The sequence below is a fragment of the Embleya sp. NPDC005971 genome (assembly GCF_040629175.1).
In the GTDB taxonomy this organism is placed as follows: domain Bacteria; phylum Actinomycetota; class Actinomycetes; order Streptomycetales; family Streptomycetaceae; genus Embleya.
In genome coordinates this window covers 164,377-176,379 of sequence record NZ_JBEXUX010000004.1, presented here as the reverse complement: position 1 = coordinate 176,379, position 12,003 = coordinate 164,377, and the positions used below count along the sequence as shown (strand labels likewise).

Annotated in this window: 9 protein-coding genes; 5 read left to right on the top strand and 4 right to left on the bottom strand. The window is 72.4% G+C overall.

Features of this window, described 5'->3' with window-relative positions:
• Positions 1 to 30: 30 nt before the first annotated feature.
• Positions 31 to 573: an EF-hand domain-containing protein gene (locus tag ABZ374_RS06295; protein ID WP_360306908.1), complete on the bottom strand. Its 543-nt coding sequence runs from the start codon at positions 571 to 573 to the stop codon at positions 31 to 33.
• A gap of 173 nt (positions 574 to 746) precedes the next feature.
• On the bottom strand, positions 747 to 1,859 hold the full coding sequence (locus ABZ374_RS06290; protein WP_360306905.1) for a Rieske 2Fe-2S domain-containing protein: 1,113 nt from the start codon (positions 1,857 to 1,859) through the stop codon (positions 747 to 749).
• Positions 1,860 to 2,591: 732 nt separating this feature from the next.
• Between ABZ374_RS06290 and ABZ374_RS06285 the strand changes: the two genes are divergently transcribed.
• Entirely contained in the window at positions 2,592 to 3,086 is a 495-nt protein-coding gene (locus ABZ374_RS06285) for a hypothetical protein (RefSeq protein WP_360306902.1), read from the top strand.
• Positions 3,083 to 3,703 carry a hypothetical protein gene (locus tag ABZ374_RS06280; protein WP_360306899.1) on the top strand — a complete coding sequence of 207 codons (621 nt, stop codon included), beginning with the start codon at positions 3,083 to 3,085 and terminating at the stop codon, positions 3,701 to 3,703. Before ABZ374_RS06285 ends, ABZ374_RS06280 begins: the two co-directional genes overlap by 4 nt.
• A gap of 157 nt (positions 3,704 to 3,860) precedes the next feature.
• On the opposite strand, the gene ABZ374_RS06275 is transcribed toward ABZ374_RS06280, so the two are convergent.
• Complete coding sequence (locus tag ABZ374_RS06275; protein WP_360306896.1) at positions 3,861 to 8,426, bottom strand: LamG-like jellyroll fold domain-containing protein; 4,566 nt, start codon at positions 8,424 to 8,426, stop codon at positions 3,861 to 3,863.
• A gap of 205 nt (positions 8,427 to 8,631) precedes the next feature.
• Here ABZ374_RS06275 and ABZ374_RS06270 point away from each other — a divergent pair, with 205 nt between their 5' ends.
• The gene (locus ABZ374_RS06270) at positions 8,632 to 9,291 is read left to right on the top strand and encodes a 1,4-alpha-glucan branching protein (RefSeq protein WP_360306893.1); all 660 of its coding nucleotides are present in this window, start codon (positions 8,632 to 8,634) and stop codon (positions 9,289 to 9,291) included.
• Positions 9,292 to 9,296: 5 nt separating this feature from the next.
• Here the strand turns inward: ABZ374_RS06270 and ABZ374_RS06265 are convergent, their stop codons facing one another.
• Positions 9,297 to 10,226, bottom strand: a complete 930-nt coding sequence (locus ABZ374_RS06265; protein ID WP_360306890.1) for a helix-turn-helix domain-containing protein — start codon at positions 10,224 to 10,226, stop codon at positions 9,297 to 9,299.
• A 439-nt stretch (positions 10,227 to 10,665) separates the two neighbouring features.
• On the opposite strand from ABZ374_RS06265, the gene ABZ374_RS06260 reads away from it, so the two are divergent.
• A complete protein-coding gene (locus tag ABZ374_RS06260; RefSeq protein ID WP_360306887.1) occupies positions 10,666 to 11,379 on the top strand; it encodes a DUF5995 family protein in 714 nt (237 codons plus the stop codon).
• 203 nt (positions 11,380 to 11,582) lie between these two features.
• Complete coding sequence (locus ABZ374_RS06255; RefSeq protein ID WP_360306884.1) at positions 11,583 to 11,975, top strand: hypothetical protein; 393 nt, start codon at positions 11,583 to 11,585, stop codon at positions 11,973 to 11,975.
• Positions 11,976 to 12,003 lie beyond the last annotated feature (28 nt).

Below are 12,003 nucleotides of genomic sequence, written 5' to 3'. Positions count from 1 at the left end.
GGCGACGGGCGGTCGCGTGTCTCCGGTGGATCAGGCGTCGCTGAGGCGTCCGAAGAGGGCCACTCCGGGCGACGACGGGTCGGTGCCCATGTAGACGTCGCGCAGCATGACGGCGTATTCCTCGGACGAGATGCGCCCGTCGCCGTCCTTGTCCAGGATCTCCATGACGGTGTCCACCCGGCTTCCCTGAACGCCGTAGCCCTTCAGGAGCGGGATGATCTCCTGCCGGTCGAGGTAGCCGTCGCCGTTCGTGTCGGCGAGCGTGAACTCGGCCATCCGGCGCCCCACCGTACGGGCCGCCTCCTTCTGGTTCGAGCCCTGGAGCAGCACCGCGAACTCGGCCTCGTCGACCTGGCCGTTACGGTCCGCGTCGGCCGCTTCGGCCAGTTCCTTCCACAGCTCGGCGTACTGCCGGCGCACCTCCTGGATCTTCTGCGGGTCCGCGTCGGGGAACTGGCCGACGATTCGCTCCGCGTGCTGCTGGAAGTCCTCCGCCGTGATCACCCCGTTGCGGTCGGTGTCGAACAGGGCGAACATGTGCCGGGGCTTGTCGTCGATGAGTGTTGATTGCACGGCGATCCTCTCGGTCGTCGCGGACGGTGACGTCCACGTACAGACGGTTGGTTGCGTTGCGTGATGAAAGATATACGGCCGGTCGCGGATATCACGGTTGCTGCACCCGGGCGCGACCGATCGCGCCGTCGACGATCTCGACCCCGACCCGCCCCGGCGCGACCGTGTGGCGTTCACCCTCCCGGTGAATTCACCCGCTCGGGCGCGGCCCGTTCGAGGGACCTGTCGGCGTGTGCGGCGCTCCTCGATTCGACGCCCTCCGCCGGATAGAACTTCCGGGCCCAGTGCCGAAAGGCGCCGATCGGCCCATCCCCGAGTCCCAGTCGCGGGGGCTGCTGGTATCGCTTGTGGTGCCAGATCGGGAAGTCGGCGGCGGTGAAGGCGCAACTCGATCGGAACAGCGGCCATTCCAGCGCACGCGTGACGGCCCGGGTCACCGTCCGGGCCAGGCCCGGCGTCGACCAGGACGGCTCCGTCACCGTGACCCGGTTCGCCTGCCGAAGTTGCATCCGATTGGGTGCGATCGCGGTCGGCATCACCTGCGTGTACATCCGCAGGCCGAAGCGCGGCGTGTGGATCTCGGCCTGGAGGCAGGCCAGGCCATAGCCGTCGACCTCCACCTCCACGTCGAACTCACCGATCAGCGGAGCGCTCTCGCGCACTCGCATCGACACGTGGAAATTCGTTTCCTCGTACGCGATCGGCGCGCCGAGTTCGGCCCGGACCCAGCCGTGCAGCGTCGCGAAATGCCCGATGTCCACGGAATTCTCGATGACCTCCTGGACATTGCCCGCCATTTCCCACGTCACGTGCCGAGTCGGCAGGCCGGCGATCGCCCGCCAGGCGGGAATCCGCCAGTCCGGTTCCCGACCGTCGTGGTGCCGCCAGACGAAGACCGCGCCGTTGACCTCGTGCACCGGAATCGCATCCAGCGGCGCCTTCGGTGGCGGCGTGCCGTATCCCGTGCGGACGCACGAACCGTCGGGACCGAAGGCGAAGGAATGGAACGGACACACCAGGTCGTCCCCGTCCAGGTCGGCCAGGCCCAGATGGGCACCCAGGTGCGGACAGTAGGGACGGACCGCCCGAACGCCCCCGGTCCGCAACCGGTACAGCACCACGTCCTCGCCCAGGAGCGGTCGGGTGAGCACGGTTCCGGGCCTCAACTCGTCGGAGAAGGCCAGCGCGGACCAGCCGCTCGGATAGGGCAGGCCGGGCGCCCGCGCCACATCCGCCGGGGTGGGTCCCTGGGTGATCGTATTCGCGTATTTGCGTGACAATCCCAAAGCGACCCTCCTGGATTTGATTCCGGCGGACCAGATATACCACCGACCAGGGAGGTTTCCCGAAATGTGTTCACCGAAATGCGCAAGACTATCTTTCGAATTCACGATAATCGGTTTCCCGCCCGGTTCGGGGGCACCGACGCCGCAGATGTCGCCGAGACCATCCGGATGCGACACGTGCCGTCCCGTGTTTGTCTGAACCGGAGTCGCTCCGGTGCGTTGCGCGCCGGAACGCGTTTTTTTGTGGCTCGTGATCGAGTCGAGAGCCTGCTCTCGCGCCGGGGACACACGGAAGGAACCACGGTGGAGGCGTGCGACGGTCCCGCCCGACGCCCCGAGACCGGGCGGAGCGGGCGACTGATCGCGGTCTCGGGGTTGGTGGGGGCACTGCTCTGCGTCGGGGCCGGGGTCTGCGCGCCGACCTGCGTCGCGCACGCCCACGTGGCACCGCCGCCTCCCCCACCGCCACAACCGCCGCCGCCTCCACCACCGCCGCCGCCGCCGCCGATCACCTATCCGCCGTACCCTCCCTCGCCCGTGGCTCCGTCCGCCCGAAGGACGACGCCTGCGCCGTCCACGAAGAGCGGGCAGCCGTCCCCCCGAGGGACGACGCCCGCCCCCGGCTCCCGGGCCGCGGTTCTGGTCCTGGCCCCGGCAAGGGGTGGTGCCGGCACCACGGTGGCGGTCTCCGGCTCCGGCTTCGCGGCCTGCCGTCCCGGAACCCGGGTCGACATGCGTTGGGACGGTGCCACGATCACCGCCGCCACGGGGGTCGCCCCGAACGGGGGCGGCTTCACCGTCCGACTGGTGGTCCCGAAGGACGCGTCGAAGGGGAGCCATCGGGTCTCGGCGTACTGCGGGCAAGCCGACGCCTCCGCCCCCTTCGAGGTCACCACGGGCACCGGACCGGCCTCTTCCCGAAAGCCGACGCCGACCTCGTCGTCGACCGCGGTCGGCGGCACCGGAGCCGGCGCCGGCTCGGGCTGGATGATCGGGATGATCGCGGGCGGCGGTTTGCTGGTCGCCGCGCTCGCCGGCTACCTGGGCATCTTCCGTCGCGGGCGGGGACCACGCTGGACCCGTCGACACGTTCGCGCCGTCATCCGCCCCGGCCCGGCCGCGGCCGGCGTACAGGACGTGCGGGACACCCACGGAACGAACCGGACCGTACGGCTGGAACCCCGCGCGGACCCCGGTGAACAAACCATCGAGGAGCCGGACCCATGACCGACGCCGCGCCGCACCCCACGTCCGTGCGCGAACTGCTGTTCGGCGCCGACGGTGAAGCCGCTGCCGAAACACTCGCCGACGCGGCACACGAACACGAGGTCGCCACGCTGCTCGGGCGCGGCGCCCAGAGCCTGACGGACAGCGCGGGCCGCACCGTCGAGCAGGAGATCGGCACGGTGGTCGACGGCTTCCTGAGCCTGGATCTGCTCGACCTGGTGGCCGCCGGATGGGCCAAACACGGCGCGCTCGTCCAGGCCGCACACCGCACCCGCGCCGCGCCGGACACCGAGGAGGTCGTCGCACTGGCCACCCACCAGGTCACCTCCACCCATCGCCCGTGCGTCGACCTGACCGTCGACGGCGTCCGCGTCGGCACCCTGGACATCCGCCTCACCGTCGCCTTCGACATCGAGGGCATGCAGGCGGTCGTCCGGCAGGCCCGGCTGACGTCGCTGCGCTGCGGCACCTGTACGACCACCGGCACCCTGGCGATGCAGGAGTCGGTCGTCGCCACTCGCCGCTGCGGCCTGGACCTGCCGGGCGCCGTGCGACTCAGGTCGGGCATCGCGCTGCTCCCGACGCCCGAACAGGTGCCGCCCGCCGACCCGGCGTAGGCCCCGGCCGGGCCACGAACGAGGCCGCGTGGCGCGGCGGTTCCGCTACCGCCAACCGAAGCCCGGTTCCAGGCCGGCACTCAGGGAAGGGGTGCCGAAGCCGTACGAGACGCCCGTGCCGAGTCGTGCACGTAGCGGGTGGTCCCGGTGCGGTCGGTCACCGCGGCCGGACGGTCCTCCGCGTCCCAAGTGACGTGCTGCGCATCGCCGTTCGGGCCGGGACGAACGGTGGTGGCGCCGGTGGGGCCGTAGGTGTACGACTGCTCGCCGGCGTTGCCAGGGCCGGTGGTGACGGACCGCACGGTGTGCGGCTGGGGGGCGCCCGCCGGTGGGTAGTGGTAGGTACGGACGGTCTCGGCCGCGCCGTTCGGGCCCTGCCGGGTCTCCACGTGCCGGTTGCCGGCGGCGTCGTCGCCAGGACCGGGCGCGCGGCGCCGTCGAATCGGGTCGTGGTGTAGGCCGGGACGGCGATCGGATCGGCGCCGACCAGGTTGCCGTCCGGCTCGCCGACGGTGTTGTACGCGCTGTTGGTGCGCACGACCAGACCGCGCGGGTCGTGGAACGTGTCGGTGACCACCCGACCGCCGCCCCAGGCCGGCTTTTGCGTCTGGCGTGCGCGCAACATGCCATCGTGCAGGCTGTATTCGGTCACCAGGCCGCCGTCCGCCTTGGCGGTCGCGGTGGCCACGTGGCTCGTGCCGTCCTTGCGCATCGTGTAGGTGTAACGCTCGTGCAGTCGGCGGGATCCGGCGGCGCTGCCGGGCATCCAGACCTCGGTGAGCCGACCGAGCGGGTCGCGGACGAACTCGGTGCGCCGCCCGTTGGCGTCGACGACCGCCTGCGGCTCCGCCCAGGCGCGGAACAGCGTCGTGGTGGTCGTGTGGCCGAGCGGGTTGGTGCTCGTCGAGGTCTGCGGAGGGCCGGTCGGCGGAGCGAAGGCGGTGACGGTCCTGCGGTCCAGCGCGTCGACCGACTCCAGCACCCGGCCGTGCACGTCGTGGCGGGTCCGGGTCACCGGAACGTACCGGGGTCGACCGTCCGCGTAGGCCGCGACCTTCTCCCGGAGAGTCGCGTCCCCGGCGGTCGGTGGCTCCGCCCACGCCAGGCCGTCGTAGTGGGTGCGTTCGTCGGAGACGGCGTGCTCCGGAAAGCGCGGCGGCGTGGCGCACGCGACGGCGACAACCTCGACGCGGCCGACCGCGGACACCGGCCGGGTCTCCCGATTGCGCGCGTAGGACGTGCGCGGGCACCGGTCGTCGCCCGGGATCGCGGCCCGGGAGTGGATCCAGCCGAGGGTGCGCAGCCCGTGTCCGCCCTCGCAGGCGCTGTCGAGCGAGGTGAAGGTGTCCGTGCCGTCGCGGCACGCGAAGAGCAGCCGGGTGCCGGGGCGTTGGACGAGGGAGAGGACGCCGATCCGCCCTTCCGCGCGGTAGCCCGGGGCCGTCCCGCCCACGGTGCTCGTGTGGTCCGCCGGCGCGTCCGGCTGCACATAACGGATCAGCGGGGCGTACGCGCGCAGCCGGCCCAACCGGAACTCGCGGGTACCGCCGCCGTCGCAGTCGTCGTGCACGGAGTCGTAGTGCTCGCCGCCGGCGGTGCGACAGCGGTACAGGTCGATCACCGGTTCGTCGCCCGGGGCTTCGGCATGGATCGACCCCAACGCGCCGAGCAGGCGGTGACCTTCGCAGCGCGGGTCGACCGACGTGAACTGGTCGTCGCCGAGCAGGCAGGAGTACAGCACTCGGGTGCCGGCGGCCCCCTCCGGGGCGTACCAGCCCAGTTCGTACTCCAGATGGGATCCCGGGGGTGCCAGCCCCGCCGCTCCGGCGCCGCCGGTGGTGGTGTGCTCGCCGTCGTGCGCGAGGCTGCGGTGCAGCCCGTCCCGGGCGAACACCGTTCCCTCGGTGGGGTCGTCGGCCTCGTCGGCGATCTGGTCCGGCGCCCGCACACCGCGGTAGAGGCGCACGTCGTCGATCGCGCCGGCCCAGAATTCGTCCGGGACCCCGCGCGTGAGGTGGGCGCCGATCCGCAGTCCCTCGTCGATCGGCCGGCTCGGGCCCGCGCGGGCGACGGCCTGGAGCACGCCGTCCACGTACAGGCGCAGTTCCTCGGCGGCCGTGTCGTGGACCCCGGCCAGGTGCGTCCATCGGCCTGTTACTGCGGTCACGGGCGCGGTGGCGGTCCACCTCGGGGCGTCGTCCGTGTCGTCGGCGGTGACCACGAACTCCCAGGCCCGGCGCCGGGCGTCGTAACGCAGCGCGGATCGGGCGGTGCCGGCCTCGGACCTGCTGACCGCGGTCATGTCGGTGCGCGCCGCGTCGGCACGGACTCGGGCGCCGACGGTGAAGCCCGCGTCGGTGCGGGCCGGCACCCCCGCCACCACGACGTGATCGTCGACGCCGTCCGGCAGGACGGCGCGGCCGGTGCCGACCGGGGTCCACGAGGCTCCGCCCACGAACGTGCCGGCGCGACGTTGCCCGGAGGTGTCCGCGGTGGAGTCGGGGGTGTTCTCCTCGAACGTCCAGCGTCCGGCGGGCTCGGCGGGCTTGGTGGCGAGGGTGTGTACGTCGCTGTCCGGGGCGACCCGATCGCCCGGGTTCACCCGGCCGTCGGTCAGCACCCGGTCGTACAGCCGCACGTCGTCGACGGCGCCGGGCCGGAAGTCGACCGCCGCACCGTCGAATCGGGCGTCTCCGATGTGTACGGGGCCGGCGGCGTGCCAGCGCGTGGCATGCGGTGCCCGGCCGGCGAACCTGCCGTCCACGTACAGCCTGATCTGTTCCTCGCCCGCGTCGTAGACACCGACGAGGTGTGTCCACACGTGCGGGCGGACCGGGGCGTCGCCCGACACCCGGTCCCCCGCGAAGTCGTCGACGTCGGCGCTCGGCACGGTGAACGCCCATTGTCGGGTGTCGCTGCGGTACTGCGGATAGAACCCGCTCGCCCGGTCCCCGGCCTGGCTCACGGCGGTGCGCCAGGAACCGTCGAGGCGGTCCAGGCGCACCCAGGCCGCAACCGAGAAGCTGCCGCCCGTGTGGATCGTCGAGGTGGGGCCCAGCGACAGATGCCCGGCGAGGCCGTCGAACCACACGGCGTCGCCGACCCGGCCGGTGTCCCAGGCCGTCTGTCCCGGGACCAGCGTCCCGGTGCTGCCGCGTCCGAGCGCGTCCGGCACGGCGGTCTCGGGGGCGTGGCCGTCCAGGCGCCAGTGCCGCACCGGTGGGAAGCGGGTGGTGCGGACGCGGAAGTGGTAGGCCGTCGGCGGGCTTTCGTTGCCGGCGCGGTCCACGCCGACCACGTACAGGTCGTGCGGATCGCCGACGGCCGGGGTCACCTCCACCGAGGCCGCGCCGTCGACCGCGGCCACCTCGCGGGTCGGCGGGGTGACCAGGCCGTACCTGAACCGGACGATGTCCGCGTCGCCGCCGGTGCGCAGCGCGAACCGGCCGGTCCTGCCGATGCCGCCGCCGAACCCGTCGGGCGGATAGTCGGTGGATCCGACGATCGGGGGTGCGGCCGGGGCCGTCCCGTCGACGGTGACGTCGCACCAGCCGGACCACGGGCCGTGTGCCGTGCCGTCCCACCCGCGCACCCGCCACCCGATCCTGGCGCCGTCGCCGAACACGTCGTCCGGGACGGCGACGGAGAACGAGGTCCCCGAGGTCCGCATGACGGTGCCGCGGGAGCCCAGCGGGCGCTCGCCACGCGCCCACCACTCGAACTCGGCCGCGCCCGGCCCGCCGTCCGGGTCGCCGACCGTTGCGCGCAGTGTCGGCGTGCCGGTGCGCACGTACGGCTCGTGGGGCTGCACGCCGCAGGCGAGGTCGCCGTTCCGGTCGCCGACCGCCAGGGCAGAGGGCGGTTCCGGAGGGGAGTTGTAGCTGACGATCAGCCTGGGGTCGGGCCGGAACTTCTTCCACTGGTACCGGTCGCCTTCGTCGGGCGCGCGCAACATCAGCGTCACGAGCCGGTTGCCGGCCGCGGCGTCCTGTGCCGCGGCGGTGACGTCGAACCCCACCCAGTCGACCGGGCACCGGGAGTCGTACCCGTTGGCGACGGTCCGGGTGTCGAGTTCGCGAATCGCCGGGGGCTGGGTGTCCCAGGTGGTCCAGGGCTCCACGACGCCGGTCTGCCACACCTGCACGGGTTGGGGCGTGCACGAGGGTGCGTACGATTCGAAGACGTTGAACTCGGCGCGGAGCACCTGCTTTCCGGCCAACGCGCCCACGTCGTATTGGAAGTAGGAACGCACCAGCACCGTGGGCCGCTCCCACGAACTGAAGCCGACCTTGGCGACTCCGTCACCGTCGCCCGGCCAGTAGGACTGTCCGCGCAGGTCGCCGGGGAGGCCGTACACCAGTGCCCAGCCACCCGGTCCCGACGACCACTGCGGCTGGTTGTCCCCCGCGCGAAGCCGGTTCGCCGGTGCGGCCGCGCCGTGTGGTCGCAGGGACTGTTCGCGGGTGAACGTCCCTTCCGGATTGGCGAACACCCGTGCGGCGTCGCCGCGCTCGGCCACCACCTCGACGCGCTCCCGGGTGGCCCGGGCCCGCGCCGACGCGCCGGCGGCCGTCGGCATGACGTCGGCGGTCGCCCGGGCGGGGCCGCCCGACGTCGGGGGTGCGGTCGCCCGTGCCGTCTCGGCGCGCAGCGTCGGCGCGCACAGCAGGAGAACGAGCAGGGCGAGCAGCACCCTTGGCGGGTGCGAGCGCAGGTGGCCCATGTGAGTCTCTCCGTGGCGCTTCGGTGCCGGCGACCACGCACGCGGCAACGCGGCACTGTGCCAACCAACAATCCAGTCGAGCCATTTGATCACGGATTGTCGACGACCACTCGCTCTTTGCCACGAAAACCGCCCGTACGAGGGGCATAACGGGTCGGGTCGCCGGGACGCGGCGTTCGGGCGGCGGCCGTTGGTAGCCTTCGGCATGGCCGTCATCCACCACACCACCCTCACCCCGAGCAAGCTCGAACTGCTCACCGCCTGGCTGCCCTCGCGTCCGTGGTACCGCGGTGGCTCGGCGCAACCGCGGTTGGCCAGGGCCGGCGGTTTCCGGCTGGACGACCCACGCGGCGAGGTCGGGATCGAGTTCGCCGTAATCACCGACGGCTCCGGCCCCCGGCCGACCACCTACCTGGTGCCGCTCACCTATCGCGGCGCCCCGCTCGACGGGGCGGAGCACGCCCTCGTCGGCACCATGGAGCACGGCGTACTGGGCCGGCGCTGGGCCTACGACGGCTGCCAGGATCCCGTATCCATCGCCCGGTTGGCCGCCCTGATCGAGGGTCGGGCGCAGGCCCAGGACCAGGGCGTCAGCGACCTCCCCGACCCGGAGGTCGTCGCCGCCTACACCGGTGCGGGCGCCATCCCCACGGACTTCACCACCGCCGACGACCACGAGGGCACCGCGCTGACCACGCCGGACGGCCCGACGCTGCGCCTGCACCGGGTCCTACGGCCTGCCGCAGACGGCCCGTTCGTGCTTCCGCAGGGAGCGACCGGCCACGTCGGCGGTCCCTGGCGGACGCCGGAAGGCACCCGCGCCCGGGGCCTGTTCGCCGTCCTGCACCCGAACACCCGGGCGTAGTCCCGTCAGGGGCGGGTCGCCGGGGGTTTGCCGCCGACCGCGTGCATGATGCGGGTACAACTCCTGAGCAGGCGGCGGCCGGTGCGCTCGATCTCGCGCACGGTCATCTCGCGCTGCGGTTGCACCGAAAGGTTCATCTGTGTACGGCCTTCGGCGTCGAAGACCGGCGCGCTCATCGCACTGACCGGATGCCGACCGTCGCCTTCGAGGTCGCCGGGGAGATACTCGGCCTGGCGCAGTTCGGCCAACAGCGCCATCACCATCGGCTGGAGACCCTCGGCGAGCGGGTCGTCGCTGAGTTCGGCGAGCGCGTGGCGCAGCCGTACGCCCGCCGGGGTCAGCCGCTCGACGCTGTAGCCGCGGGTCCTGATCGCGGCGAGCGAGTCGAGCAACGGCTCGCGCGGCGCGCGGTGTTCGGTGCGCCGGGCCCATTCGTCGATCACCGCCCGGTCGCTCCAGGCCACGAACACCCCGCCGAACGGCGGTGCCAGCGGGATGCGGCGACCGATTCGCACCGCACCGTCGTCCGGCCCGGTGCCGGCATACGCGACGATCACCAGATGGTCCTCGCTGCGGATCGCCGCCGTCGTCTGCAGGCCGAGTTCGTCGGTGAGCGTCGCCGCCTCCGCCTGGGCCAGGTGTACGGCGGGAAACGCCCGCTCGGCCGCGCGGCCCGCCGCCACCAGCGCCGGACCCAGCGTGAACGTCTTGTCGACCGGATTGCGGATCAGGTAGTCGGCCCCGGCGAGGCTCGCGGTCACCGCGTGGCACGTGGCCTTGCTCATGCCCAGCGCACGCGCGATGTCGCTGAGGCTGAACGCCTGGGCGGGTCGACTCGCCAGCAGTTCCAGGACGCCGACGACCCGGTCGGTCGGCGGCGACGGACTCGCCTCCGAGGCCGTGGTGCCGATTGCGCCCTCGCCGACCGCCGCCATGGTTTCGCCCCCACCCTCGTGTCCCCGCCCGCGGCCTCACCGGCGCGCGCCACACCCTACCGAGTGTCCCCCCGCGCTTCGGCGCGCAGCCGATCGCGCCGTCGTCCCGGCCGCGTGGCGGAGGCCGCCCGGCGCGGTCCAGCCACTGCCTGCGGCGAAGCGGACGGGGCGGGAGCAACTCCCTTGGCCGGCAGGCTCGATCCGGTCGACGTGGGTGCCGTGGGTGGCGCCCGCCGCCCCTCGCCCGGATGGCGCTCGAACATGTTCGAGCGCGGGGGATGGGCTCCGTTCGGGCGCCCCGCACACCCACAAGCCCCCCCAACCTGTTGTTTTTTGTCGGGTCTCGCCGGTCGCCGCCACCGAGAATTACTCTTCGTAGCTGATTCACTACTGCGGATAGATCCTTTCGTCGGCCGTCACCACCCGCAGGAGACTCTTCATGGCCACGACCACGGCACAGCCCACCACCATCGACGACGTCATCGCGCGCATGCGGCAGATCGACACCGAACTCGATCCGAGCGACGGCGTCGCCTGCTTCAACCACATGTATCTCAAGGTCACCGAGCTGGTGAAGGAAAAGGTCACCGCGGGCTCGTTCAAGGACAACGCGTTCCTGGAGCGCATGGACGTCATCTTCGCCGGCCTGTATCTGCGCAACGTCGAGGCCGCCAAGGCCGGCCGCTCGGTCGACCGGGCCTGGGCGCCGCTGTTCCGCGCCCGCGACAACCGGGTGATCTGGCCGATCCAGTTCGCCCTGGCCGGGATGAACGCGCACATCAACCACGACCTGGCCGTCGCCGTCGTCGAGACCTGCGCCGAACGCCACACCACACCCGACACGCCGCCGGTCCAGGAGGACTACGACAAGGTCAACGACCTGCTCGCCGACGCCGAGGCGGAGGTACGCGCGGAGTTCGAGATCCGGATCGTCAAGGTCGCCACCCGCGACGCCGAACTGCTCAAGCACGCCGTCTCCGGCTTCTCCATCGCCGGCGCCCGCAAGGCCGCCTGGATCACCGCGCAATCGTTGTGGAACGACAAGCGCATCGGCTCGCTGATCTACCGCAGCCACGAGGAGGCGCTCGGCGAAACCGTCGGCAAGGTCGGCCACGGCATCCTGCTGCCCGTCGTTCCCCCTCCCCCGGCGTAGGCGCACACACGCCGACCGGCCACGCGCCTCCCTTCCCATCGCCTCCGCCCGGAGGGGAGGCGCGCCCGGGCTCCGCGCGAAACGGCAAGCCGGATCCGGGCATTGCGGGGGGTAGGATCACCGTCGCGCGTGCGCAGGTGTCGCGGTGACGCTGTGGCCACGCGAACGGCGCTGCGACCATCCGACCGAAGGGGCGTACCTCCATGACGGTCGACCCACCCGGGGAACCGCCCGATCATCTCTCGGACTGGTTCTGGACGACCGTCGAGACCGTGTGCCGCGATCCCGACCGCGTCGACGCCGCACTCATCGCGATGGAGCCGGGCGACCTGGAGCGCTTGCACCGCCAACTCTGGGAGGCGGTGGTCGAACTCCTCTGCGACCCGTTCACGCCGTACCTGCCCGACTCCGAGGACGGCGCCGAGGACGTCGCGCACTGGGTGGTGAGCCGGGGCCGCGCCCACTACCACGCGCTGTGGGCACGACCCGAGACGTTCCCCTCGTGGCGGCCGGGGCTGCCCGGGCTGACCGTCGGGCAGGTGGCCGAGGCACACCACCGCCGCACCGGCCGGACCCTGGAGTGGGACTGGGATTGACCCCGGGTGTCGGTGGGAGCCGGTGGGT

Coding starts and splice junctions, on each gene's coding strand:
- ABZ374_RS06285 (WP_360306902.1), top strand. CDS start 2,592: ATGCGTTGGGACGGTGCCACGATCACCGCCGCCACGGGGGTCGCCCCG.
- ABZ374_RS06280 (WP_360306899.1), top strand. CDS start 3,083: ATGACCGACGCCGCGCCGCACCCCACGTCCGTGCGCGAACTGCTGTTC.
- ABZ374_RS06275 (WP_360306896.1), bottom strand. CDS start 8,426: ATGGGCCACCTGCGCTCGCACCCGCCAAGGGTGCTGCTCGCCCTGCTC.
- ABZ374_RS06270 (WP_360306893.1), top strand. CDS start 8,632: ATGGCCGTCATCCACCACACCACCCTCACCCCGAGCAAGCTCGAACTG.
- ABZ374_RS06265 (WP_360306890.1), bottom strand. CDS start 10,226: ATGGCGGCGGTCGGCGAGGGCGCAATCGGCACCACGGCCTCGGAGGCG.
- ABZ374_RS06260 (WP_360306887.1), top strand. CDS start 10,666: ATGGCCACGACCACGGCACAGCCCACCACCATCGACGACGTCATCGCG.
- ABZ374_RS06255 (WP_360306884.1), top strand. CDS start 11,583: ATGACGGTCGACCCACCCGGGGAACCGCCCGATCATCTCTCGGACTGG.